23 protein-coding genes are annotated in these 22,725 nt (G+C 67.6%); 20 read left to right on the forward strand and 3 right to left on the reverse strand.

The genetic code is table 11. The annotated features are described in order from the left end of the window. Position 1 precedes the first annotated feature (1 nt). The 5 genes from yegS to C9F13_RS09030 all read left to right on the forward strand — a co-directional run bounded on the left by yegS (position 2) and on the right by C9F13_RS09030 (position 4,837). The gene (gene yegS / locus C9F13_RS09010) at positions 2 to 904 is read left to right on the forward strand and encodes a lipid kinase YegS (RefSeq protein ID WP_108445890.1); all 903 of its coding nucleotides are present in this window, start codon (positions 2 to 4) and stop codon (positions 902 to 904) included. An 83-nt stretch (positions 905 to 987) separates the two neighbouring features. Then, positions 988 to 1,584 (forward strand): LemA family protein, encoded by a 597-nt coding sequence (locus C9F13_RS09015; protein WP_108445891.1) that lies wholly within the window; start codon positions 988 to 990, stop codon positions 1,582 to 1,584. A 10-nt stretch (positions 1,585 to 1,594) separates the two neighbouring features. Beyond that, positions 1,595 to 3,571, forward strand: coding sequence for a M48 family metallopeptidase (locus C9F13_RS09020; protein WP_114446914.1), 1,977 nt, complete (start codon positions 1,595 to 1,597; stop codon positions 3,569 to 3,571). 43 nt (positions 3,572 to 3,614) lie between these two features. Further along, positions 3,615 to 4,043, forward strand: a complete 429-nt coding sequence (locus C9F13_RS09025; protein WP_108445893.1) for a VOC family protein — start codon at positions 3,615 to 3,617, stop codon at positions 4,041 to 4,043. A 77-nt stretch (positions 4,044 to 4,120) separates the two neighbouring features. Continuing rightward, positions 4,121 to 4,837, forward strand: coding sequence for a prolipoprotein diacylglyceryl transferase (locus C9F13_RS09030; RefSeq protein WP_108445894.1), 717 nt, complete (start codon positions 4,121 to 4,123; stop codon positions 4,835 to 4,837). 107 nt (positions 4,838 to 4,944) lie between these two features. Here the strand turns inward: C9F13_RS09030 and C9F13_RS09035 are convergent, their stop codons facing one another. Continuing rightward, complete coding sequence (locus tag C9F13_RS09035) at positions 4,945 to 5,151, reverse strand: cold-shock protein (protein ID WP_040187864.1); 207 nt, start codon at positions 5,149 to 5,151, stop codon at positions 4,945 to 4,947. Between the two features lie 304 nt (positions 5,152 to 5,455). Here C9F13_RS09035 and C9F13_RS09040 point away from each other — a divergent pair, with 304 nt between their 5' ends. Both C9F13_RS09040 and C9F13_RS09045 read left to right on the forward strand, forming a co-directional pair. Next, positions 5,456 to 5,881 carry an NINE protein gene (locus tag C9F13_RS09040; RefSeq protein WP_108445895.1) on the forward strand — a complete coding sequence of 142 codons (426 nt, stop codon included), beginning with the start codon at positions 5,456 to 5,458 and terminating at the stop codon, positions 5,879 to 5,881. 72 nt (positions 5,882 to 5,953) lie between these two features. Further along, positions 5,954 to 6,598: a LysE family translocator gene (locus C9F13_RS09045; RefSeq protein ID WP_108445896.1), complete on the forward strand. Its 645-nt coding sequence runs from the start codon at positions 5,954 to 5,956 to the stop codon at positions 6,596 to 6,598. 83 nt (positions 6,599 to 6,681) lie between these two features. On the opposite strand, the gene C9F13_RS09050 is transcribed toward C9F13_RS09045, so the two are convergent. Continuing rightward, positions 6,682 to 8,622: a transglycosylase SLT domain-containing protein gene (locus tag C9F13_RS09050; RefSeq protein ID WP_108445897.1), complete on the reverse strand. Its 1,941-nt coding sequence runs from the start codon at positions 8,620 to 8,622 to the stop codon at positions 6,682 to 6,684. Positions 8,623 to 8,781: 159 nt separating this feature from the next. On the opposite strand from C9F13_RS09050, the gene C9F13_RS09055 reads away from it, so the two are divergent. The 9 genes from C9F13_RS09055 (at position 8,782) to C9F13_RS09095 (ending at position 17,489) form a co-directional block, all read left to right on the forward strand. Then, positions 8,782 to 9,150 (forward strand): YkvA family protein, encoded by a 369-nt coding sequence (locus C9F13_RS09055; RefSeq protein ID WP_245888741.1) that lies wholly within the window; start codon positions 8,782 to 8,784, stop codon positions 9,148 to 9,150. A gap of 45 nt (positions 9,151 to 9,195) precedes the next feature. Further along, entirely contained in the window at positions 9,196 to 9,705 is a 510-nt protein-coding gene (locus C9F13_RS09060; protein ID WP_108445898.1) for a PaaI family thioesterase, read from the forward strand. Further along, positions 9,698 to 10,180, forward strand: a complete 483-nt coding sequence (locus tag C9F13_RS09065) for a PaaI family thioesterase (RefSeq protein ID WP_108445899.1) — start codon at positions 9,698 to 9,700, stop codon at positions 10,178 to 10,180. Before C9F13_RS09060 ends, C9F13_RS09065 begins: the two co-directional genes overlap by 8 nt. 86 nt (positions 10,181 to 10,266) lie before the next feature. Next, positions 10,267 to 12,171 (forward strand): molecular chaperone HtpG, encoded by a 1,905-nt coding sequence (gene htpG / locus C9F13_RS09070; protein WP_108445900.1) that lies wholly within the window; start codon positions 10,267 to 10,269, stop codon positions 12,169 to 12,171. 264 nt (positions 12,172 to 12,435) lie between these two features. After that, the gene (locus C9F13_RS09075) at positions 12,436 to 14,007 is read left to right on the forward strand and encodes a Re/Si-specific NAD(P)(+) transhydrogenase subunit alpha (RefSeq protein ID WP_108445901.1); all 1,572 of its coding nucleotides are present in this window, start codon (positions 12,436 to 12,438) and stop codon (positions 14,005 to 14,007) included. Positions 14,008 to 14,023: 16 nt separating this feature from the next. After that, positions 14,024 to 15,466 carry an NAD(P)(+) transhydrogenase (Re/Si-specific) subunit beta gene (locus tag C9F13_RS09080; protein WP_108445902.1) on the forward strand — a complete coding sequence of 481 codons (1,443 nt, stop codon included), beginning with the start codon at positions 14,024 to 14,026 and terminating at the stop codon, positions 15,464 to 15,466. A gap of 141 nt (positions 15,467 to 15,607) precedes the next feature. Then, complete coding sequence (locus C9F13_RS09085; RefSeq protein WP_108445903.1) at positions 15,608 to 16,672, forward strand: NAD(P)H-dependent glycerol-3-phosphate dehydrogenase; 1,065 nt, start codon at positions 15,608 to 15,610, stop codon at positions 16,670 to 16,672. Further along, complete coding sequence (sixA, locus tag C9F13_RS09090) at positions 16,669 to 17,172, forward strand: phosphohistidine phosphatase SixA (RefSeq protein ID WP_108445904.1); 504 nt, start codon at positions 16,669 to 16,671, stop codon at positions 17,170 to 17,172. Before C9F13_RS09085 ends, sixA begins: the two co-directional genes overlap by 4 nt. After that, the gene (locus tag C9F13_RS09095) at positions 17,169 to 17,489 is read left to right on the forward strand and encodes an antibiotic biosynthesis monooxygenase family protein (RefSeq protein ID WP_108445905.1); all 321 of its coding nucleotides are present in this window, start codon (positions 17,169 to 17,171) and stop codon (positions 17,487 to 17,489) included. Before sixA ends, C9F13_RS09095 begins: the two co-directional genes overlap by 4 nt. 57 nt (positions 17,490 to 17,546) lie before the next feature. Here the strand turns inward: C9F13_RS09095 and C9F13_RS09100 are convergent, their stop codons facing one another. Further along, the gene (locus C9F13_RS09100) at positions 17,547 to 18,509 is read right to left on the reverse strand and encodes an AEC family transporter (RefSeq protein WP_108445906.1); all 963 of its coding nucleotides are present in this window, start codon (positions 18,507 to 18,509) and stop codon (positions 17,547 to 17,549) included. 406 nt (positions 18,510 to 18,915) lie between these two features. Between C9F13_RS09100 and C9F13_RS09105 the strand changes: the two genes are divergently transcribed. The 4 genes from C9F13_RS09105 to C9F13_RS09120 all read left to right on the forward strand — a co-directional run bounded on the left by C9F13_RS09105 (position 18,916) and on the right by C9F13_RS09120 (position 22,717). Next, positions 18,916 to 19,875, forward strand: coding sequence for a 2-hydroxyacid dehydrogenase (locus C9F13_RS09105; protein WP_108445907.1), 960 nt, complete (start codon positions 18,916 to 18,918; stop codon positions 19,873 to 19,875). Positions 19,876 to 20,156: 281 nt separating this feature from the next. Further along, complete coding sequence (gene kdgD, locus C9F13_RS09110; RefSeq protein WP_108445908.1) at positions 20,157 to 21,074, forward strand: 5-dehydro-4-deoxyglucarate dehydratase; 918 nt, start codon at positions 20,157 to 20,159, stop codon at positions 21,072 to 21,074. 47 nt (positions 21,075 to 21,121) lie between these two features. Then, positions 21,122 to 22,171, forward strand: coding sequence for a type 2 periplasmic-binding domain-containing protein (locus C9F13_RS09115; RefSeq protein WP_108445909.1), 1,050 nt, complete (start codon positions 21,122 to 21,124; stop codon positions 22,169 to 22,171). A gap of 102 nt (positions 22,172 to 22,273) precedes the next feature. Next, positions 22,274 to 22,717, forward strand: coding sequence for a tripartite tricarboxylate transporter TctB family protein (locus tag C9F13_RS09120; protein ID WP_108445910.1), 444 nt, complete (start codon positions 22,274 to 22,276; stop codon positions 22,715 to 22,717). The last annotated feature ends 8 nt before the right edge of the window (positions 22,718 to 22,725 follow it).

The raw sequence follows: 22,725 nt of genomic DNA on the forward strand, positions 1-22,725 counted from the left end.
GATGGCCAGACTGATCCTCAACGGCAAGTCGGCACAGCTGCCGGCGGTGCGCGAGGCGGTCTTCGCCCGGCGGGCGGCGGGCGATGCCCTCGAGGTGCGCGTCACCTGGGAGGCCGGCGACGCCGCGCGCCTGGCGGAAGAGGCCGCCCGCGAGGGCGTCGATCGCGTGATCGCCGGCGGCGGTGACGGCACCGTCAACGAGGTGGTCAACGGCCTGATGCGCGTGGCGCGGGAACGCCGCCCGGTGCTCGGCATCCTGCCCCTGGGCAGCGCCAACGATTTCGCCACCTCGCTGGGCCTGCCGCTGGCCAGCGAGCCGGCCCTCGCGGCGGCCCTTGGCCTGCCGGGGCATCCCGTCGACGTGCCCCGCCTCGACGACTGGCATTTCCTCAACATGGCCACCGCCGGCTTCGGGGCCGAGATCACCTCCTCCACGCCCAAGGGCCTGAAGCGGCTGCTCGGCGGCGGCGCCTACTCGCTGATCGGGGCCGTCAAGGCCTGGCACATCACCCACTATGCCGGGCGGCTGCGCTGGCCGGGGGGCGAGCGCCGGGTCGAGGTCTGCCTGCTGGCCATCGGCAACGGTCGCCAGTCGGGCGGGGGGCACCTGCTCACTCCCCAGGCGACCCTGGACGACGCCCACCTCGACGTGCTGATCCTGCACGACATCGGCTCGCTCACCCAGCTGCGCGCAATGCGCCACGAGCTCGAGACGCGTCCTGCCCGCGGCACCCACGTGGATACCCTGCGGGTCGATCGGCTCACCTTCGAGGCCGACGAGCCGGTGCCCCTCACCCTGGATGGCGAGCCCGACCAGCGCCAGGGGTTCACGGTGTCGATCGAGCCCGCGGCGCTGTCGCTGGCGATGCCGCCCGACTGCCCGCTGCTCTCCCGGCCGGCATGAGGCTACTATGAACGCTCGGACATGAGATACGTGGCCACCGCCCTCGGGCGGACCGATTCGAGTCGACAAGGGAAGACGACATCATGAGCCTCTCGCTGATTCTCCCCGTGGTACTGCTGGGCCTCCTGCTGGTCTACGGGGTGGCCATCTACAATCGCCTGGTGGCACTGAAGAACCGCTACCAGAACGCCTTCGCCCAGATCGAGGTGCAGCTCAAGCGCCGTCACGACTTGATCCCCAACCTGGTCGAGACGGCGAAGGCCTACATGAGCCACGAGCGGGAAACCCTGCAGGCGGTGACCGAGGCGCGCAATGCCGCCGAGGTGGGGCTCCAGCACGCCGCGGCCCGGCCCGGTGAGCCCGGCCCGATGGCCGAGCTGGCTGGCGCCGAGGGCGCGCTGGGCGCCGCGCTCGGACGCCTCAACGTGGTGATGGAGGCCTATCCGGACCTCAAGGCCTCGGAGAACATGCGTCAGCTCAGCGAGACGCTCACCACGACCGAGAACCGGGTGGCCTTCGCCCGGCAGGCCTACAACGATGCGGTGATGCAGTACAACACCTATCGGCAGAGCTTCCCCCCGGTGCTGCTGGCCGGCTCCTTCGGCCACAAGCGTGAGGCAGCCCTGCTTGAGTTCGATGACAGCGCCGAGATCCAGACGGCGCCTCGTGTGACGTTCTGAGTCACTGCCCATGGACTTCTTTACGGCACAGGATCGTGCCCGCCGCATGACCGGCCGGCTGGTCATTCTGCTGGTGCTGGCGGTGGCCGCCCTGATCGTCGCGGCGTCCCTGGCGGTGGCGCTGGCGGTGACCCTGCTCGATGTCGGGTCGCTTGCCGCCGATCCCCTGGCACGGGCCCTGGAGCCACGCCTGCTGGGCGGGGTGGCCACGGTGGTGATCCTGGTGGTCGGCCTGGGAAGCCTGGTGCGCCACCTCCAGCTGCGCGCCGGCGGTAGCGTGGTAGCCGCGGCCCTGGGCGGACGACCGCTCAACCTGGAGACCCGCAACGAGGAGGAGCGCCGGCTGCTCAACGTGGTGGAGGAGATGGCCATCGCCTCCGGCATGCCGGTGCCGGAGGTCTTCGTGCTCGAGGATCAGGCGATCAATGCCTTCGCCGCGGGCCATGACCTCGACGATGCGGCCATCGGCGTCACCCGGGGCGCCCTCGAGGCACTGGATCGGGATCAGCTGCAGGGGGTGATCGCCCACGAGTTCAGCCATATCCTCCACGGTGACATGCGCCTGAACCTGCGGCTGGTGGCGCTGCTGCACGGCGTGCTGGTGATCGGCCTGGCCGGTCGCCTGCTGCTGCACTCCTCCGGCGGCAGCCATCGGACGCGCTCCCGGCGGGGTGGGGGACATGTCGCGGTGCTGGGCCTCGGCGCGGCGCTGACGGTGCTGGGCTATGCCGGCACCCTGTGCGGCAACTTGATTAAGGCGGCGGTGAGCCGCCAGCGGGAGTTCCTGGCCGATGCCAGCGCCGTCCAGTACACCCGCCATCCCGAGGGGATCGGCGGGGCCCTGAAAGTGCTGGCCGCCCATCGCCTCGGCTCGCGACTGCTCGCCGCCCATGCCCAGGAGTTCAGCCATCTGTTCTTCGGTAGTGGCGTGCGTTCGCTGTCCCGCCTCACCGCCACGCATCCGCCGCTGGAGGCGCGCATCCGCCGCCTAGAGCCCCACTGGGACGGTAGCCTGCCCCCCGCGCCGGCCATCCGACCGGCATCGCCACCTGCTGCGGCCATGCCGCGCAGGGGGACCGCCGCCCTGACGGCGGGGGCGGCGGCCGGCCAGACGAACGCCGGTACCGCGGTGGTCGAGGAGAGGCTCGCCGACGCCGTCGTGGCCAGTGTCGGCCGCCCGAGCGCCGGGGACATCGACCGCGCTCGTCGGCGGCTCGGCGAGATCGACGAGCGCCTGATCGAGGCCGCCCACGAGCCCTCTGCCGCCCGGGCGCTGGTCTACGGAATCCTGATGGGCGCCGATCCTGCCAGTCGCGAGGCACAGCGCGAGGCCCTGATTGGCCAGGCTCAGCCCGATGTGCTCGTCGAACTCGCGTCGCTCGAGGGGCCGCTGTCACGACTGTTGCCGGGCCAGCGCCTGCCGCTGATGGAACTTGCGCTGCCCGTGCTGCGCCGGCTCTCGGTGGTGCAGTCGACGCGGTTCCAGGCCTGCCTGCGCCGGTTGATGGCCCTGGAGTCGCATCCGGGGGCCCTGCAGTGGGCGCTGCACCGGATCGTGCTGCAGGGGCTTGCCGGCGAGCGCCGGGCTCGGCGCGACCGCCATCTGGCCGACCTCTCAGGCCCGCTCTCCCTGCTGCTCTCGACGCTGGCTCGGGCCGGCCGGCAGGATGAGCTGCCGACGCACGATGCCGTCGAACGGCTCTCGGCTGCGCTGGGCGTGCCTCTGGATGTCGTCCCCGAGCCGGCGCGGGCCACGGATCTCGACTGGGCCATGGCACGACTGGTGCGTCTGGCCACGTCCGAGCGGGCCCCGCTGCTGGCGGCCATGAGCTGCTGCGTGACCCACGATGGCCGGATCGAGCCCGAGGAGGCGGAGCTGCTGTGTGCGGTGGCCTGGACACTGGGGTGTCCACTGCCGAATCCGGCGCGCCCGCTCGATGAGTCGGAAGGCGGTGTGGCTGGCGAGTCGGCGGAGGAGACGGCATGATGAGGAATCGTTTGCCCATCTCTCATCAGCGGAGGACGTCGCGATGCTCACCCCCTTTCACCTGGCCGTCCAGGTCCGTGACCTCGACGAGGCCCGGCGCTTCTACGGCGACCTGCTGGGCTGCCCCGAGGGGCGCGCCAGCGATACCTGGATCGACTTCAACCTCTATGGCCACCAGTTCGTCTGCCACCTGAACCCGGCGCTGGGCGAGCGGGGCCTCGACGACCATCGCAATCCGGTCGACGGCCACGGGGTGCCGGTCCCTCACTTCGGCGTGGTGCTGGAGATGGCCGACTGGGAAGCCCTGGTCGATCGCCTCACCGCGGCGGGCGTGCGCTTCGAGATCGAGCCCTACCTGCGCTTTCGCGGCGAGCCGGGCGAGCAGGCCACCATGTTCTTCCGCGACCCCAGCGGCAATGCCCTCGAGTTCAAGGCCTTCCGCGATATCGCCGGCCAGCTGTTCGCCACCTGAGACACCCCGTCACCTTGCGGCCGTGAGGGGGCTCTGGTGCAATGGCGCCCCTTTTCGGCAGCAACAGGAGAACGCTCATGAAACCCTGGATGCCGCTGGTCACGGCCCTGGCGCTGGTCGCGGGGCTCGCCGGATGCGACGGCGGGGAGGAGTCGCCGACGTCGGGGCAGGGCGACGGGGCCCCGTCGACGGCGAGCCAGCCGGCGGAGCCGGCGCCCGCGACGACCGAGGCGCCGCCTGCCAGCGAGGAGACGACCGAGCCGCTCGAGGAGCCGCCCGCCGATCAGGCCGACGAGGCGTCGGCCGCGACCGAGCCGGCCAGCGAGGCATCGGCGGCCGAGACGTCGGGAGTGGCGGGCGAGATCGCCGTCGAGGCAGCGGACGATGCCGGGCCCGCGATGAGTGACGAGGCGCTGCCTGGCGAGACGAGCCGCACCGACGTCGATGCCATCCTCGAGGAGACCGAGCGGCGCTTCGAGGAGGCCAGCCGGCGCATCGACGAGCAGTTCGAGCAGGCGGAGCGGCAGCGGCCCGAGGGCGAGGCGCTCCCCGAGGTCGAGAGCTCGACCGATCTGGACGCGGTGCTGGAGGAGTCCTCCCCGCTACCGGAGGAGGTCTCGACGGTGCCGGACGAACTCGGCGAGGCGGAGGTCGACGCCATCATCGAGGAGACCGAGAAGCGCTTCGAGGAGGCGAGTCGCCAGATCGAGGCGCAGTTCCAGGAGGCCGAGCGTCAGGCACCGGAAGCCTCGTCCGAGCTCGAGATCGACGCCGGCCCCGACGCGGCCGAGTGAGCCACGCGCCCCTGCCGAGCGCCCACGAAAAAGGCCCACCGAGGTGGGCCTTTCTCTGTGACGCTCGGGCGGGAATGCCGCCCGGTCGTCTCCGTGTCAACCGAGGATCAGTCGGCGGCGCGGATGTTGGAGGCCTGAAGGCCTTTCTTGCCCTGGGTCACTTCGAAGGTGACTTTCTGGCCGTCCTGCAGGGACTTGAAGCCTTCAGCCTGAATCTCGGAGAAGTGAGCGAACAGGTCATCACCGCCGTCGTCCGGAGAGATGAAGCCGTAGCCCTTGGTGTCGTTGAACCACTTGACAGTGCCAGTTGCCATTGTCGATTTCCTTAACTAACTAAATAATGGTGCTGGGCCTGGGAGGGTCGACCTCGCCATGGACCCGTAATACGTGGGCAGGACAAGAAGCAAGTGCGCACCGGGTATATCGAAGGAATCGAAGTACAACTGACGACTTTTCTGCTTGCTGACCAACGTAGCGGATAGTGCTACAGCGCCAGGGTTGCGTCAACACGGTGTCGCAGGGAGACTGGCGCTGCCGCCCGCAAAAACACTGTAGATGGAAAGCCCGGGAGCGTCCAGCCTCCATCTCGCCCCCTTTTTCACCGAAAAGAGAGCTTTCATGACCCAACCGCATCTCGCCTCCAGCGACACCCACAGCAAGGTGGTCGGCTACCTGCTGTGGCTGTTCGGCTTCCTCGGCGCCCACCGTTTCTACTATGGCAAGCCGGTCACCGGCACCCTCTGGTTCTTCACCCTGGGGCTGCTCGGTATCGGTTGGCTGATCGATCTCTTCCTGATCCCCTCCATGGACCGCCAGGCGGACCTGCGCTTCCAGGCCGGCCCCACCAACTACACCCTGGCCTGGCTGCTGCTGACCTTCCTCGGGGTGTTCGGCATCCATCGCTTCTACCTCGGCAAGTGGCTGACCGGCATCCTCTATCTGCTGACCTTCGGCCTCTTCGGCCTCGGCGTGCTCTACGACTTCTGGACCCTCAACGACCAGATCTCCATGCGCCATGCCCGCCGCGGCATCTTCAACGGCTGATCGTCGGGCGCCGTTTATCGTGGAAGGCAATCGCCTTCGTGAGTCTGGGGTGAATGAGGTCTGGAGAGTGGCATGTTGATCGACGCACAGTTCTGGCCGTTCCTGGTGGCCATCACCCTGCTCAGCATGAGCCCCGGGGTGGATACGCTGCTGGTGATCCGCAACACCGCACGGGGCGGCTGGCGCGACGGCGTGGCGACCAGCCTGGCCATCTGCTGCGGGCTCTTCGTTCACGCCACCGTCTCGGCGCTCGGGATCTCGCTGATCCTCTTGCAATCGGCCTGGGCCTTCGGGCTGCTCAAGCTGGCCGGCGCTGCCTACCTGGTGTGGCTGGGCGTGGCGAGCCTGCTGGCCGCCCGCCGGGGCCAGGGGCTGCCCGTGGTCGCCGTCGGCACGGAGCGCGCATCGGTGCCGCTGTGGCGGCCGGTGCGGGAGGGGCTGCTCTCCAACGTGCTCAATCCCAAGACGGTGGTCTTCTACATGGCCTTCCTGCCGCAGTTCATCGCCCCGGGGGATCCGGCGCTCGCCAAGTCGCTGTGGCTCGCCGGGGTGCACTTCGTGGTGGCCAACCTGTGGCAGATCGGCATCGTGGCGATGGTCGGCAGCGCCGGTCGGTGGCTCGCGAGCGCCGCCTTCGCGCGCTGGCTCAACGGCCTGACCGGGGGCGTGCTGGTCGGCTTCGGCGTCAAGCTGGCGCTGACCCGCCCCCCGACCTGACGCGGATGCCGAAACGCCAGCGGCCCCGGGACTTCCCGGGGCCGCTTTCGTCTGGGGCTGGTGAGTGGAGGCGCGGCTCTGGCTCAGTTGCTGGCCAGCAGCGAGCGGTCGTAGCGCACCGAGGTCTCCGCCGGGGTCAGCAGCGAGACACCGGCGCTGTCGCCGCCGTTGGCCAGGCTCTCGAAGATCACCCGGTAGGCGAGCACCGCCTGCACGTAGTCGCGGGTCTCGCGGAAGGGGATGCTCTCGACGAAGAGATCGAACGCCTGGGGCGCCTCGCGCAGCCAGCGGTCGACGCGGTGGGGGCCGGCGTTGTAGGCCGCCGTGGCGGCCAGGCGGTTGCCCTGGTAGCGGTCGAGCATGTCGCGGATGTAAGTGCTGCCGAGCCGGATATTGACGGCGGGGTCGAGCACGCCGTAGGGCCCCGGGTCGCTGATGCCGAGCTGCCGGCTGACCTGGGTGGCGGTGCCCGGCATCAGCTGCATCAGGCCGCGGGCCCCGGCCGGTGACAGCGCCTCGGGATTGTAGGCGCTCTCGCGCCGGGCGATGCCCATCAGCAGGTAGGGGTCGACGCGGGTCTGCTCGCCCCAGTGCAGGAACTGGTCGCGATAGGCCTCCGGGAAGCGCCACGCCAGGTCGTCCCACAGCTTGCCGGCGATGGTGGTCTGCACCAGCCGGGCCTGCCAGCCGCGCCGCTGGGCGTAGTCGGCCATCAGCCGGGCCTGCGCCTCGCTGCCGCGCGCCACGGCGGCGTACCACTCGCTGGCGGCGAGCCCCGGCTCGCCGATGCGCAACAGCGCCTCGGTGCGGCGCACGGCCGGCCACTCGGCCACCGCCCGGCGGCTCGCCTCGTCGATATGGGGGCGGGCCTGGTTGAGGGCGTAGGGGCGATCGAGGCGATCGGCGGCGGCGAAGCCGAAGAAGTTGCGCTCCCCGGCGGCGCGGGCATAGGCCTCGCGAGCCCGGGCGTCGTCGCCCTGCTGCTCCAGGGCTCGCGCCCGCCAGTACTGCCAGCGACTCTCGCCTTGCTGGGCGGCGTCCATCCGCTCGATCCAGGCGATCACCCCCGCCCAGTCGCGCTCGCCGAGCGCCGTCCTGACCCTGAGCTCGAGCAGGTCGTCGTCATCGCGCCGCGTCAGCAGATCATCGACCCAGCCGAGGTTCTGGTCGACGTCGCGGACCATGGAGTAGAAGGCCAGGTCGTGCTCGATCTCGCGGCGATGGCGTTCCTGCAGGGCGAGGTGAGGGGCGAGCTTGCGCCACGCCTCCAGGGCGGCCTCGGTATCCGCCCGGGTGAAGCCGTGCATGGCGGCGGCATAGAGCGCGCTGGTGCCGCGGCACTCCGGCCCGAGGCAGGCGGGCGTGCGGGTGACGGCGGAAAAGTCCTGCTCGAGCACGCGCATGGCCGTGCGGCCGTTCTGCCACTCGCTGCCGAGCATGCGGCCGAGGTAGTCGGCAAGCCCGTTTTCGCCGGCTTGCCAGGCGAGGGTCATGCGCTCCCAGACCGCCTCCTGATCGATCTCTCCACTGGCTCGCAGGGTGTTAAAGAGGGTGTCGCAGGCGTCCGGCTGGGAGCGGCCGACCCGCCACAGCTCGCGCCCCCCCTCGGCGGCCGCCTGCGGGTCGGTGCCCAGCAGGGCGGTGTAGTAGTGGCACTGGCGCTCGGTGCCTGCCGGCACGCCGTTGGCCACCGCCCTGAGGCTTTCGTAGCGTCCCGCCTCGCCGTACTGCTCGATGGCCTGGCCGCGCAGCCACCCCCCCAGCGGGCTGTCCTCGTGGCGCGCAATGAAGGCCAGCACGGCCTCGGGCTCGGCGCCGGGCAGCCGCGCCTTGAGGCGATGGTAGTCGACGTAGCCGACCAGCACGTGATCCTCGATGGCGCGCTGGTCGATCTTCTGCCACTGCTGGCTGCGCGCGGCCTGCAGGGCGTCCTGCATGGCGCGATCGCTGCCCTGGGCGAGCAGCGGCAGGCAGCAGAGGGCGGCGGCGATCAGGGACTTGCAGTGACCGAGTGACGGGGGCATGGGGTGACCTCTTGCGGTTCGCGATCGGCGGCCGGCCATGGTGGCCGATGGCGGCGGCCTTGAGTAGTGTCGCCGTGGCCCGACAGGTGCCGGCTGTCCGGCGCCGCGGGGATCATCTATCGTGTAGCGGGATTCGTGGCTGGCGGCAAGGAGGAAAGGATGACCAGATTCAGCGCAGGCGGGCTGGTGGAGCGCCTGCGGCGACGCTCCCGGGTGCTCGGGCAGATGGGGCGCGCCCTGCGGCTCTTCCTGCCCATGATCCGCGACGTGCTGCTGCGTCGCTACCGACCGGTGCCCTGGGGCGCCTTCCTGTGGATGCTGGTGGCCCTGGCCTACCTGGTCTCGCCGCTGGACCTGATTCCCGATGTCCTGCTGCTGCTCGGCCTGGTCGACGACGTGGTGATCGTCGGCTTGCTGCTGACCCGGGTCGATCGCCACCTGGCGGGCTATCGCGCCTGGCGGGAGGGGCGCGAGGGGGCCGGCGAGGCCCCCGGCGAAGGTCGACGCGACGACGAGCGCCTGCCCTGATACGATCGTTTGAATCCTTTCCGACAGGCGCCCCACGAGGTCCGCATGCCCCCCGATCACACCCCCAGCACCGCCGACTGGCGCCGCGCCCTGGCGCGCTTCGTCGCGGTCATCCCCCACACGCGCGCGCTGGGCCTCGAGGTGCTCGAGGCGACGCCGGAGGGCGTCACCCTGCGCCTGCCCTGGCACGAGGACCTCACCGGCGACGCGACTCGGGGGCTGGTGCACGGCGGCGCGCTGACCATGCTGCTCGATACCGCCTGCGGCGCGGCGGTGCTGCCGGCGCTGCCGGCGCCCGAGGTCTGCCCGACCCTCGACCTGCGCGTCGATCACTACCGGCCGGGCGTGGCCGGGCAGGCGATCATCGCCGAGGCGCGGGTGGTGCGGGTCACCGCCTCGGTGGTCTTCACCGAGGGGACCCTTTATCAGCAGGCGGGCCCGCTGGCGCGGGGCATCGGCAACTTCGTGCGCCTGGGGCCGCGCAACACGCCGCCGGGCTTCGCCGAGGCGCTGTTCGCCGATCAGGAGAGCGATAGGGAGAGCGACCATGGGTGATGGCTTCCACGACGTCGAATGGCTGGCGCGCACCCGGGAGGCAGGGGACGTGGCGGCGTGGCTGTCGCTCATCCCCTATGCCCGGCGCATCGGGGTCTCGGCCGAGGCGGATCCGGACGGCGAGGGGCTGCTGTTCCGCCTCGACCCCCGCGAGGAGAACGTCGGCAACGTGCTGCTGCCGGCGCTGCACGGCGGGGTGGTGGCCGCCTTCATGGAGACTGCGGCGACCCTCGACCTGATGCTGGCCGCACGGGAGCCGCGCCTGCCGCGCATCGTCGATCTCTCCATCGACTACCTGCGTACCGCCCGGGTGGTGCCGACCCTGGCCCGCTGCACCCTGCTGCGCGAGGGGCGGCGTATGGGCAACGTCCAGGTCACCGCCTGGCAGGAGCGCGAGGCGCTGCCGGTGGCCACCGCGCGGCTGCACTTCGTGCTCGGCGACCCTTCCGCGCCTCGGCGCGACGGGGGTGCTTGAAAAGCCGGCGAGGGGCCCCATATCGACGACAGCCTACACCGGTGGCGTTGCCACCATCGTCATGTCGAAAGAGGGGTCCGAGCCACATGACCACTGCCACCCATGAAGAAACCCTCGGCTTCCAGACCGAGGTCAAGCAGCTGCTGCACCTGATGATCCACTCCCTGTACTCCAACCGGGAGATCTTCCTGCGCGAGCTGATTTCCAACGCCGCCGACGCTTGCGACAAGCTGCGCTACCAGGCGCTGGACAACGACGCGCTCTACGAGGGTGACAGCGAGCTGCGCATCGAGATCGAGCACGACGCCGAGGCGCGTACCGTCACCGTGCGCGACAACGGCATCGGCATGAGCCGCGACGAGGTGATCGAGAACCTCGGCACCATCGCCCGCAGTGGCACCGCCGAGTTCCTCAAGCAGCTCTCCGGCGAGCAGCAGAAGGACGCCCGGCTGATCGGTCAGTTCGGCGTCGGCTTCTACTCCGGCTTCATCGTCGCCGACGAGGTGACCGTGCGCACCCGCAAGGCTGGCGCCGCCAAGGCCGAGGGCGTGGAGTGGCGCAGCAAGGGCGAGGGCGAGTTCACCGTCGCCGACGTCGAGCGCGAGACCCACGGCACCGAGATCGTGCTGCACCTCAAGGAGGATGCCGCCGAGTTCGCCGACGACTTCCGCCTGCAGAGCCTGGTGCGCAAGTACTCCGACCACATCGAGGTGCCGGTGCGCATGCCCAAGGTCGAGACCGCCCGCGACGAGGACGGCAACGAGATCGAGGGCAGCGAGACCACCACCTGGGAGACCGTCAACGAGGCCACCGCCCTCTGGGTGCGTCCCAAGAGCGAGCTCACCGACGACGAGTACAAGGCCTTCTACAAGCACGTGGCCCACGACTTCGCGGACCCGCTGACCTGGAGCCACAACAAGGTCGAGGGCAAGCTCGAGTACACCAGCCTGCTCTACGTGCCGGGCCGCGCGCCCTTCGACCTCTACGAGCGCGACGGCGCCCGCGGCGTGAAGCTCTACGTGCAGCGCGTCTTCATCATGGACGACGCCGAGCAGTTCCTGCCGCTCTACCTGCGCTTCATCAAGGGCGTGCTGGACACCCGTGACCTGTCGCTGAACGTCTCCCGCGAGCTGCTGCAGCAGGACCCCCAGGTCGACAAGATCAAGTCGGCGCTGACCAAGCGCTCGCTCGACATGCTCAAGAAGCTGGCCAAGGATCCCGAGGCCTACCAGACCTTCTGGAACACCTTCGGCAGCGTGCTCAAGGAGGGGCCGGCGGAGGACTTCGCCAACCGCGAGAAGATCGCCGGCCTGCTGCGCTTCTCCACCACCCATACCGACAGCGCCACCCAGGACCAGTCGCTCGCCGACGTCGTCTCGCGCATGAAGGAGGGTCAGCAGAAGATCTACTACATCGTCGCCGACGGCTTCAACGCGGCCAAGAACAGCCCGCACCTGGAGATCTTCCGCAAGAAGGGCATCGAGGTGCTGCTGCTCCACGATCGCATCGACGAGTGGCTGATGAGCCACCTCACCGAGTTCGACGGCAAGGCCTTCGTCGACGTCGCTAAGGGCGATCTCGACCTCGGTGAGATCGAGGACGAGGAGGAGAAGAAGGCCCAGGAGGAGACCGCCAAGGCCAAGGAGGAGCTGGTCAAGCGCGTCAAGGAGGCGCTGGGCGACGAGGTCCAGGAGGTCAAGGTGACCCATCGTCTCACCGACTCCCCGGCCTGTGTGGTGCTGCCCGAGCACGAGATGGGCTTCCAGATGCGTCGCATCATGGAGGCCGCCGGCCAGGCGATGCCCGAGGTCAAGCCGATCCTCGAGCTCAACCCTGAGCATGCCCTGGTGGCCCGTCTCGAGGGCGTCGAGGGCGGCGACTTCGAGGACCTGGCGCGCATCCTGCTCGACCAGGCGATCATCGCCGAGGGCGGACACCTCGACGATCCTGCCGCTTACGTCAAGCGCCTCAACGCCCTGTTGAGCGCCTGATCGCCAGCCTGACAGCGACATCGCCCGCGATGTCGCCATCCCAAGAGGCCGCCTTCGGGCGGCCTTTTTCGTGGGTGTCTTCCCGCCGGTTGCCGTTGGCGTCAAGGGGCCTTTTGGCTCGACCGGGACGCTTTTTTTCGTCGGAAAGCCGCTATCCTGTCTCCCTCCGCGACCCTCGGTTGGCTGTTGTGCATCGCGGCATGCTCAGGTATGAATATCTGGTCTGACCCATGCAAGATTCCAATAACTAGCGGGAGATCCAACGTGAAGATTGGTGCACCCAAGGAGCTCGCCAAGGGTGAGGCGCGTGTCGCGCTGACCCCCGACAGCGCGAAGTTCATCCAGAAACTCGGACACGACTGCCTCATCGAGAGCGGGGCCGGCGCGGCTGCCGGCTTCGACGACGCCGCCTACCGCGATGCCGGCGTCACCGTGGTCGACGGCGCCGAGGCGCTGTGGACCGAGGCCGAAGTGGTGATCAAGGTCCGCGAGCCCCTCGAGGAGGAGGCCGAGCGCCTGCGCGAGGGCCAGACCCTGATCAGCTTCTTCTGGCCGGCCCAGAACGAGGCGATGCTCGAGGCGTGCCGCGCCAAGGGCGCCACCGTGGTGGCGATGGACATGGTGCCGCGTATCTCGCGGGCCCAGAAGATGGACGCGCTGTCGTCGATGGCCAACATCGCCGGCTACCGCGCGGTGATCGAGGCCGGCAACCACTTCGGGCGTTTCTTCACCGGCCAGGTGACCGCCGCCGGCAAGGTGCCCCCGGCCAAGGTGCTGGTGATCGGCGCCGGCGTGGCGGGCCTCGCCGCCATCGGCACGGCCACCAGCCTCGGCGCGGTGGTGCGCGCCTTCGACGTGCGGCCCGAGGTCGCCGAGCAGATCGAATCGATGGGCGCCGAGTTTCTGTTCCTCGACTTCGAGGACAGCCAGGACGGCTCGGAGAGCGGCGGCTACGCGGCCCCCTCCAGCCCCGAATTCCGCGAGAAGCAGCTCGAATGCTTCCGCGAGCAGGCGCCGGACGTCGACATCGTCATCACCACGGCACTGATCCCCGGCAAACCGGCGCCCAAGCTGTGGCTCGAGGACATGGTCGCGGCCATGAAGCCCGGCTCGGTGATCATCGACCTGGCGGCCGAGAAGGGCGGCAACTGCGACCTGACCCGGGCGGACGAGAAGGTGGTCTCCGACAACGGGGTGATCGTGGTCGGCTACACCGACTTCCCCTCGCGCATGGCGACCCAGTCCTCGCTGCTCTACGCCACCAACGTGCGCCACATGCTGACCGATCTGACCCCCGAGAAGGAGGGCGTGATCGAGCACAACATGGAGGACGACGTCATCCGTGGCGCCACGGTGACCCATCAGGGCGAGGTCACCTTCCCGCCGCCGCCGCCCAAGGTGAAGGCGATCGGCGCCGCGAAGCCCAAGCCCAAGGAGAAGGAGCCGACGCCGGAGGAGAAGAAGGCCGCCGAACACGCCGCCTTCAAGGCGCAGACCAAGCGCCAGGTGACTCTGCTGGCGGTGGGCGGCGCGCTGATGCTGCTGCTCGGCCAGGTGGCCCCGCCCTCCTTCATGCAGCATTTCATCGTCTTCGTGCTGGCCTGCTTCGTCGGGTTCCAGGTGATCTGGGGCGTCAGCCACTCGCTGCACACGCCGCTGATGGCGGTGACCAATGCCATCTCCGGCATCATCATCCTGGGCGCGGTCCTGCAGATCGGCTCGGGCAGCGTCGTGGTCGGCGTCTTGGCGGCGATCTCGGTACTGATCGCATCCATCAATATCGTGGGTGGCTTCCTGGTGACACGCCGGATGCTGGCCATGTTCCAGAAATCCTGAGCGGCGGAGAGACGACATGTTGGGTCAAGGATTCGTTTCTGCCGCGGCAATCGCGGCAAGTGTATTGTTCATCCTCTCGCTGGGGGGGCTGAGTAACCAGGAGAAGGCCAAGCGCGCCGTCTGGTACGGCATCGTCGGCATGGCCGTGGCGGTCTTCTTCACCGCCTTCGGGCCGGGCATCGGCGGCTACTGGTGGATGATCCCGATGATGGCCATCGGGGCGGGCATCGGGGTCTACGTGGCCGGCAAGGTCGACATGACCGAGATGCCGCAGCTGGTGGCGGCGCTGCACAGCTTCGTCGGCCTGGCCGCGGTGTTCGTGGCCTGGAACGCCGACCTGGAGCGGCGCCGGGTGATGGCGGCCCGCGCCGTCGAGGCCACGTCCCAGGAGTTCTCGGCGTTCGCCGCCCTGGTGGCCGAGAAGACCCCGGCCGAGCTGACCTTCCTGCAGGTCGAGGTGGTGCTGGGCATCTTCATCGGCGCGGTGACCTTCACCGGGTCGGTGATCGCCTTCGGCAAGCTCGCCGGCAAGGTCGACGGCAAGCCCAAGCAGCTGCCCGGCGGGCACCTGCTCAATGCTGGTGCCGCGGCGCTCTCCCTGCTGCTGGCCATCCTCTACCTCAACGGCGCCGGCTTCTGGACCCTGCTGGTGCTGGCGGCCCTGGCGTTCTTCATCGGCTACCACCTGATCATGGGCATCGGCGGCGCCGACATGCCGGTGGTGGTGTCGATGCTCAACAGCTACTCCGGCTGGGCCGCGGCGGCCATCGGCTTCACGCTCTCCAACGATCTGCTGATCGTCACCGGCGCCCTGGTGGGCTCCTCGGGCGCGATCCTGTCTTACATCATGTGCAAGGCGATGAACCGCAACTTCGTCAACGTGATCCTGGGCGGCTTCGGTGGCACCCAGGGCCCGGCGGCGGAGATCGAGGGCGAGCAGGTGGCCATCGATGCCGGCGGCGTCTCCAGCGCGCTGAACGATGCCGACAGCGTGATCATCGTGCCGGGCTACGGCATGGCGGTGGCCCAGGCGCAGAACGCGGTCAGCGAGCTGACCCGCAAGCTGCGGGCCGCCGGCAAGGAAGTGCGCTTCGGCATCCACCCGGTCGCCGGCCGCCTGCCGGGTCACATGAACGTGCTGCTGGCCGAGGCCAAGGTGCCCTACGACATCGTGCTGGAGATGGACGAGATCAACGATGACTTCGCCTCCACCGACGTGGTGATCGTCATCGGCTCCAACGACATCGTCAATCCCGCGGCCCAGGAGGATCCCAACAGCCCGATCGCCGGCATGCCGGTGCTCAAGGTGTGGGAGGCCAAGCAGGTGTTCGTCTGCAAGCGTGGCCAGGGGACCGGCTACTCCGGCATCGAGAACCCGCTGTTCTTCAAGGAGAACACCCGGATGTTCTATGGCGATGCCAGATCGAGCATCGACTCGCTGCTGCACCTGATCGACTGACCCCGCCCGCCCGAGCCGCTTGGCGGCTCGGGTGCGGCTTTCCCTCTAGCGGCCCGTCGCGTCGACGGGCCCCTCCAGACGCCCCTTTACGGGGCGTTTTTTCGTTACAATCCCCTCTCCATTCAGTTTCCCGGGGCGATCATGTCAGACCAACCCATGCGCGTGGCGGTGCTCGGCGGCGGCAGCTTCGGCACCGCGCTTGCGAGCATCGCCGCCGACAACGGGGCCGAGGTGCGCCAGTGGCTGCGCGACCCCGAGCTGGCGGCGCAGATCAACCGCGAGCACCGCAACGGCCGCTACCTGCCCGACTATGCCATCAATCCCGCGGTGGTGGCCTCCACCGCCATGGACGAGGTGCTGAAGGGCGCCGGCCTGGTGCTGGTGTCGATTCCCTCCAAGGCCTTTCGCGAGGTGGTGCGCCAGGCGCGCCCCTGGCTCGATGCGGACCAGATACTCGTCAGCACCACCAAGGGCATCCAGGAGGAGGGCTTCAAGCTGATGAGCGAGATCCTCGAGGAGGAGACCGGCTTTCCCCACATCGGGGTGATCTCGGGGCCGAACCTCGCCTCGGAGATCGCCCAGAAGCAGCTCACCGCCACGGTGATCGCCAGCGACGACGCCGAGACCCGCACCCGGGTGCAGACGGCACTGGGCTGCGAGTATTTCCGGGTCTACGCCAGCAACGACCGTTTCGGCGTGGAGCTGGGCGGCGCGTTGAAGAACATCTACGCCATCGCCGCCGGCATGGCAGCGGCGCTGGGCATGGGCGAGAACACCCGCAGCATGCTGATGACCCGGGCGCTGGCCGAGATGAGTCGCTTCGCGGTGAACCAGGGCGCCAACCCCATGACCTTCCTGGGGCTCGCCGGCGTTGGCGACCTGATCGTCACCTGCTCCTCGGCGCTCTCGCGCAACTATCGCGTCGGCCAGGCCCTGGGCGAGGGGCGCACCCTCGAGGAGGCCGTCGATGCCCTGGGCCAGGTGGCCGAAGGGGTCAACACCGTGCGCCTGGTGCGCGACAAGGCCCGCGAGGACGGCGTCTACATGCCGCTCGCCGAGGGGCTCTACCAGGTGCTCTTCGCGGGCGTGCCGGCCCGGGAGATGGCGCGGCTGCTGATGCAGGGCGAGCAGAGCAGTGACGTGGAGTTCGTGCTGCCGCGCGCCGACGTCCGCCAGGATCGCCGCGACGGCGGGGGCGCGGCATGACCGGCGCCGAACGCCTGCTGATCATGCGCCACGGCGAGGCCGCGGCCGGCGCGCCGGACGCCGAGCGCGCGCTCACTCCGCGCGGCGAGCAGGAGGCCGAGCGGATGGGCCGCTGGCTCGCCGCGCGCCCCGATCTCGAAGCGGCGCGCCTGCGCCTGGTGGCGAGCCCCTACCGGCGCGCCCGGCAGACCGCGGCACGAATCGCCGCGCCGTTGGGCCTCGAGGTCGAGACCCTGGCGCTGATCACCCCCGACGACCCGCCCGGCGCGGTGATCGACTGGCTGCTCGACGAGCCCGACGACCGCCCGCTGCTGCTGGTCAGCCATATGCCGCTGGTCGCCGCCCTCACCGGGCTGCTGGTGGAGGGCCGCCCCGAGCGCGGCCCCGGCTTCCCCACGGCCGCCGTGGCCGAACTCACGGCCGAGGTGCGCGCCGCCGGCTGCGCCCGCCTGGCACGATTCACCACGCCCGCCGACATCAATGACCAGGAGGTCCCGTGAGCTATATCGTCACGAACCGCATCCATGTGAACCCGGGCTTCGAGGAGGCCTTCGAGACGCGCTTTCGCGCCCGGGCCGTGGAGATCGACAGCCAGCCGGGGTTCAAGGCAATGCGGGTGCTGCGCCCCCAGGGCAACCAGGCGCCCTACGTGGTGGAGACGGAGTGGGAGAGCCAGGCGGCCTTCCGCGCTTGGGTCGGCAGCGACGACTTCAAGCGCGCTCACGCCAACCCCTTGCCGGCCGAGGCCACCGCCGAGGGCGGCGGCATCGAGCAGTTCGAGGTGGTCGAGGGCACCGTCGCCGGGGCGTTTCGCTAGTCCACGTCTCGTCGGCAACCTACCGACTGGTCCGGTGAAGTGTGGCGCCGTGCTGCTCTAGATCAGCCCCGTGGCCCGCAACACGAAGACACCCAGCGTCACCGTGATGCTGGCCATCAGTGTGGTCATGGCGATGATGTTGGCGGTTACCGTCTCGTCGTTGCCCATGGCCTTGGCCATGACGAAGGCCGCCGCCGCGGTGGGACTGGCGAAGAACAGGAACATCACCCCCAGCGTCGGGCCCGAGAAGCCAGCCGCCACGGCCAGTAGCGTCGCCGAGGCGGGCACGACCACCATCTTGGCCAGGCTGGCGCTCAGGGTGGTGCGATAGCCCTTCTTCAAGGCGCGCGTGGAGAGGGTGGCGCCGATGCAGATCAGCGCGAGGGGCAGGGTGAGCGAGGCAAAGTAGTCGCCGGTGGTGGTGAGCCAGCCGGGCAGCGGTATTTCAAACGCGGCGAAGGGTGTCGCCGCGAGGACGGCCAGGATCAAGGGGTTGGTCAGGATATGATGGAGGATGCTGCCCCAGTCGACTCCCTTGGAGGTGTCGTCCTCCCGGGGCTGGTAGGTCGCCAGTGCGATCACCGACAGCACGTTATAGCTCAGGATCACCACGCCGAGCAGCAGGCCACCCAACGATAGCCCCTCGTCGCCGTACATGCCGGCGGCCAAGGCCAGGCCCACGATGCCGCAGTTGCCGCGAAACGCGCCCTGGACATAGACGCCGCGCAACGGGCGTCGTACCCGCAGCATGGCCCACCCCCAGGAGGCGGCGAAGGTCGTCAGGGTCGCCAAGGCGAAGAAGCTCAGCATCCAAGGGTCGAGGGTTGCCTCCAGGTCGGCCTCGGCCAGGCCAAAGAACAGCATCGCCGGCAGGGTGCCGCGAAAGACCAGTTTGGACGCTGTGTTGACGAAGGCCTGGTCGATCCAGTGCAGGCGTTTCAGGCCGACACCGATGAAGACCATGACGAATACCGGCAGTGTGACATTCAGCGTCGAGAGAAAGATATCGGTCAATGACATGGATGCGCTCTGCGGAGATTATGAGGTGAGGCAGGGAAGGCGCCCCATGGTACATGTCTGAAAAAAGATGCCTCTTCAATCAATTATCGGCATCCCAGTGCCTGATGTTCGTGGTTCAGGTGTGCAATCGGCCTGACCAGGCCAAGCCGTTTTAGACTTTAGTCTCACCCGCGACACTCATGTAGCAGGCTACCAGATTGCAGATGGGACTGCTATTTGTATGATGTATGACTATGATGGCGGGGCGTGGTGAGCCGCCGGGGCCGAGCCGCTCCGGCGTTGCGATCATCACCTCCGCCATGGTCATGACGGGTGACATACCCCCCAGGCCAGTCCTCATGCTTACGACGCTTGTGCCGTCCTGTAAGAAAAAACTTCATGGGCTCCCATTGAGAGAGGTGCTTCGATGAGAAGGAAACTGGTGGCGGTACACGAGCTGTACCCGCAGTTGCTCGACGAGCTATCGGCATCGTTCGATCTGACGCATTTTACCCGTCTCGCCAGCGATGCCGATCACCGGGCGTTTGAAGAGGCCATGTCCGAGGCCGAGGCATATGTCGGATCGAACGTGGCATTCACGGAGGCGTTGTTGGACAAGACCCCCCACCTCAAGGTGGTGGCCAGCGTCTCGGTCGGCGTCGACGCCTACCCGGTCGAGTCCATGCGTGAGCGCGGTATCGTGCTGACCAACACGCCGGATGTGTTGACGGAATCCACGGCGGACACCGGTTTTCTGCTGCTGATGATGGCGGCGCGGCGGGCCGGTGAAATGCTGCGCATGGTGCGCAACCATGAGTGGAAGGCTTCCCTATCGCGCCGGCACTTCGGTCTCGATGTACACGGCAAGACGCTAGGGATCGTCGGGATGGGGCGAATCGGCCAGGCGGTGGCCAAGCGTGGCCACGACGGCTTCGGCATGTCGGTCCGCTACTACAACCGTTCGGCCAAGCCGGAGGTCGAGTCCGCACTCGATGCGCGTCGCGTCGATCTGGATGCCCTTTTCCGCGACTCGGACTTCATCTGCGTGACCATCCCGCTATCGGCGGAGACCGAGGGGCTGATCGGCCGTAACTGCTTTTCGCTGACCAAGCCGCATGCCGTTTTCGTCAACATCTCCCGCGGCAAGGTCGTGCGAGAGGATGAGCTCGTCGCCTGCCTGCAGGATGGAACCCTGCACTATGCCGGTCTGGACGTATTCGATCAGGAACCCCTGCCGGTAAATTCGCCGCTCTTGGCGCTGGATAACGCCGTATGCCTGCCGCACATCGGCTCCTCGACGTTCCAGACACGCAACGCCATGTGCGACCTGGCGGTCGACAACGTCAAGCGGGTGCTGGACGGTGAGGAGCCTCTAACAGCTGTGTGACGCCGAGTGTGACTTAGGAAGAGGGGAGACCGTGCAGGCTGAAGCGTCCAGCCTGCACGGTTCGTTATTTGCTTTTGGTTTATGTCCTCCTGGCCAAGGCGGCGCCTGGGGGGATCGCGGGCCGTGCCCTGGCTGGGCATGCCCCTGAGACCTTGGTCTAACTTCGACTTTGGGCGTATTGCCAAGCCTCTTGGGGGCGTATAGCTTTCCACTTGTATGATGTATGACATGAGGATGACGCCTTCCTCGTGTCACCTAGAGGCTGACAAGAGGACCATCAGGTGACCTTTACACGCGACGATGTCAAGCAAGCGATCAGCGACGGGCTGCTCTCCTTCCCGATCACCGATTTCGACGCTCAGGGGCGTTTCGATGCCGAGAGCTACCGCCAGCGGTTGGAGTGGTTCATCAGCCACGAGATCTCGGCGGTGTTCGTCGCCGGTGGCACCGGTGAGTTCTTCAACCTGTCCCAGGAGGAGTTCCGCGAGATCGTGCGCCTGGCGGTGAAGGTTGTCGACGGCAAGTTGCCGGTGATCGCCAGCGCGGGACTGAGCGTGGCGACGGGCAGCGCCTTCGCGAGGATCGCCGAGGAGGAGGGCGCCGACGGCATCCTGCTGATGCCGCCTTACCTGACCGAGTGCCCCCAGGATGGCCTGGTGGAGTACGCGCGCCAGATCTGCGCCTCGACTTCAATCAGCGTGATCTACTACAACCGCGGTAACGGCATCATGCAGCCTGCTGCGGTGCAGCGCCTGGCCGATGCCTGCCCCAACCTGATTGGTCTCAAGGACGGCAAGGGCGATCTGCAGGCCTTGAACCGGATCATCAGGACGGTCGGCGATCGGCTGGCCTTCGTGGGGGGCGTACCCACCGCCGAGATCATGGCCGAGGCCTATCTCGCGATGGGAGTGAATACCTACTCCAGCGCCGTCTTCAACTTCGTGCCGGACATGGCGGTGACCTTCTACAAGGCCCTGCGGGCCGGCGATACCGACACCGTGCGCCGCATTACCCGCGAGTTCTTCCTGCCCTTCGTCGACCTGCGCGATCACAAGGCCGGCTATGCGGTCAGCCTGATCAAGGCCGGTGCCGAGATCATTGGGCGTCCCGCCGGCAGCGTGCGTGCGCCGCTCGAGATGCCCAGTGCTGAAGAGCGGGTTCGACTGGAAACCCTGGTCGAAACCGCCAAAGGCTTGTAAGCCTGACCATCACCCACTCTTAACAATGACAGCGAAGAGGTGAACCCATGAGCATGCCCAACGTTCCCAAGACCCTTGGTGTCTCCGTCCTGATGGCCGGCATGGCCTTCGGCAGCGCCGCCGTGATGGCTGCCGACGGTCCCCTGCGTGGCAATATCCGCGTGGTGATCGGCTCGACCTCCACTGGGGGTGACACCTACCAGAACTCCAGCATCGTCGTCGATGCCCTGTCCGAGAAGCTCGACCTCAACATGAAAGTGGATGCCGTGGGCGCCAGCTCGGCCTTCCGTTTCCTGGATCGGGATTCGCGTGGCAATACCCTGATGATCTTCCACGATCAGTCCTACCTCGGCTACCTGTACGGCGTTGAGGGATACGACAACATCTTCGAGAAATACACCATCGGGCCGACCGTCGCCATCAATCCCGGCAACGCCTACCTGGTGCCCAAGGATTCGCCCTACGAGAACATGGAAGAGGTGATCGAGGCTGTGGGCAACGGCGAGGAAGTTCGCGTCGCCATCCAGCCGGGCGGCGTCTCCGAGATTGGCTTTAGTGCGCTGAAGAATGCCATCTCCATCGAGTACCCGGGCATGGAAGACAATCTGGTGGCGGTCAATACCGGCTCCCAGGCGGACAAGAATCAGCAGCTCTTCGATGACCAGGCGGACCTGATCAATGGCACCGTTCAGGCCAATGAGCAGTATACCCGCCTGCCGGAAGACGATCAGAAAGCCATGCGCTTCGTGTGGCTGACCGCGCGTCAGAGCACCATCGAACAGGCCCCGGAAGAGGGGCTGGGACAGACTTCCCGCGAGCAGCTACTGCAGTATGTGGAGCCGAACGTGAGCGTCACCATGGGTGACGAGAACTTCACCTTCGATAAGGAGTTCTTCTTCCTCTACAACAAGGATATGGATCCGGCCATCGTGGAGCAGATCGACACGGCCTTGAGCGAGATCTATGCCGAGGGTGAGATCCAGGAGGTTCAGAAAAAATCCTTCTTCATCCCCAACTTCAAGCCCTCCGACGAAGCGGCTGAGTACCTGGAGAACAAGATGACCGTCTACAAGGAAATCATCGAGAATATCCAGTAAGCCACGAGCGCCGGCGGGAATACCCGCCGGCGTTATCCGCCGTTGTTCAACTCCTATAACGTCGAAAGGCTCGCTTGAACGAAAGCCTTCATCGGAGCCGCTATGGAATCAGGACTGACATCCCTGCTCAGTGTCTCGATCGATTTCGAGACTTCTCACTTGTTCTTTCCTCGTATTATTCATTGGTTGATGGGAGGGCTGTTCGCGCTAGTTCTGGCCCTCAATGTGGTGCCCTTTCTCGCCGCGGTCAGGCGAGGGGAGAGGACATTGCCGATCCTGGGCGAGTCCATGGACAAGTTTCGCTTCTTCGGAACCCTGGCGTTGATTGCCGCCTATTTCTACCTGATGGATGTGGTCGGCAATCTGTTTCCCTACACGGGCTACGGCTTTCTGTTTGTCTCGGTGGTCTTCGTTTTCCTGATGTCGCTGATGTACATGCATACCAGGACCAAGCGTAAGGTCGTCACCGCTGCCATCAATGCCATCGTGGCGCCGAGCCTGGCGTGGTTCATCCTCGCTAAGCTGTTTCAAATCACCCTGCCGTAGCGGAGTCG

The organism is Halomonas denitrificans (genome assembly GCF_003056305.1).
GTDB lineage: Bacteria > Pseudomonadota > Gammaproteobacteria > Pseudomonadales > Halomonadaceae > Halomonas > Halomonas denitrificans.

Excerpts from the sequence above, each read along its gene's own strand:
- yegS (WP_108445890.1), top strand. The coding sequence starts at position 2 with ATGGCCAGACTGATCCTCAACGGCAAGTCGGCACAGCTGCCGGCGGTG.
- C9F13_RS09015 (WP_108445891.1), top strand. The coding sequence starts at position 988 with ATGAGCCTCTCGCTGATTCTCCCCGTGGTACTGCTGGGCCTCCTGCTG.
- C9F13_RS09020 (WP_114446914.1), top strand. The coding sequence starts at position 1,595 with ATGGACTTCTTTACGGCACAGGATCGTGCCCGCCGCATGACCGGCCGG.
- C9F13_RS09025 (WP_108445893.1), top strand. The coding sequence starts at position 3,615 with ATGCTCACCCCCTTTCACCTGGCCGTCCAGGTCCGTGACCTCGACGAG.
- C9F13_RS09030 (WP_108445894.1), top strand. The coding sequence starts at position 4,121 with ATGAAACCCTGGATGCCGCTGGTCACGGCCCTGGCGCTGGTCGCGGGG.
- C9F13_RS09035 (WP_040187864.1), bottom strand. The coding sequence starts at position 5,151 with ATGGCAACTGGCACTGTCAAGTGGTTCAACGACACCAAGGGCTACGGC.
- C9F13_RS09040 (WP_108445895.1), top strand. The coding sequence starts at position 5,456 with ATGACCCAACCGCATCTCGCCTCCAGCGACACCCACAGCAAGGTGGTC.
- C9F13_RS09045 (WP_108445896.1), top strand. The coding sequence starts at position 5,954 with ATGTTGATCGACGCACAGTTCTGGCCGTTCCTGGTGGCCATCACCCTG.
- C9F13_RS09050 (WP_108445897.1), bottom strand. The coding sequence starts at position 8,622 with ATGCCCCCGTCACTCGGTCACTGCAAGTCCCTGATCGCCGCCGCCCTC.
- C9F13_RS09055 (WP_245888741.1), top strand. The coding sequence starts at position 8,782 with ATGACCAGATTCAGCGCAGGCGGGCTGGTGGAGCGCCTGCGGCGACGC.
- C9F13_RS09060 (WP_108445898.1), top strand. The coding sequence starts at position 9,196 with ATGCCCCCCGATCACACCCCCAGCACCGCCGACTGGCGCCGCGCCCTG.
- C9F13_RS09065 (WP_108445899.1), top strand. The coding sequence starts at position 9,698 with ATGGGTGATGGCTTCCACGACGTCGAATGGCTGGCGCGCACCCGGGAG.
- htpG (WP_108445900.1), top strand. The coding sequence starts at position 10,267 with ATGACCACTGCCACCCATGAAGAAACCCTCGGCTTCCAGACCGAGGTC.
- C9F13_RS09080 (WP_108445902.1), top strand. The coding sequence starts at position 14,024 with ATGTTGGGTCAAGGATTCGTTTCTGCCGCGGCAATCGCGGCAAGTGTA.
- C9F13_RS09085 (WP_108445903.1), top strand. The coding sequence starts at position 15,608 with ATGTCAGACCAACCCATGCGCGTGGCGGTGCTCGGCGGCGGCAGCTTC.
- sixA (WP_108445904.1), top strand. The coding sequence starts at position 16,669 with ATGACCGGCGCCGAACGCCTGCTGATCATGCGCCACGGCGAGGCCGCG.
- C9F13_RS09100 (WP_108445906.1), bottom strand. The coding sequence starts at position 18,509 with ATGTCATTGACCGATATCTTTCTCTCGACGCTGAATGTCACACTGCCG.
- C9F13_RS09105 (WP_108445907.1), top strand. The coding sequence starts at position 18,916 with ATGAGAAGGAAACTGGTGGCGGTACACGAGCTGTACCCGCAGTTGCTC.
- C9F13_RS09115 (WP_108445909.1), top strand. The coding sequence starts at position 21,122 with ATGAGCATGCCCAACGTTCCCAAGACCCTTGGTGTCTCCGTCCTGATG.
- C9F13_RS09120 (WP_108445910.1), top strand. The coding sequence starts at position 22,274 with ATGGAATCAGGACTGACATCCCTGCTCAGTGTCTCGATCGATTTCGAG.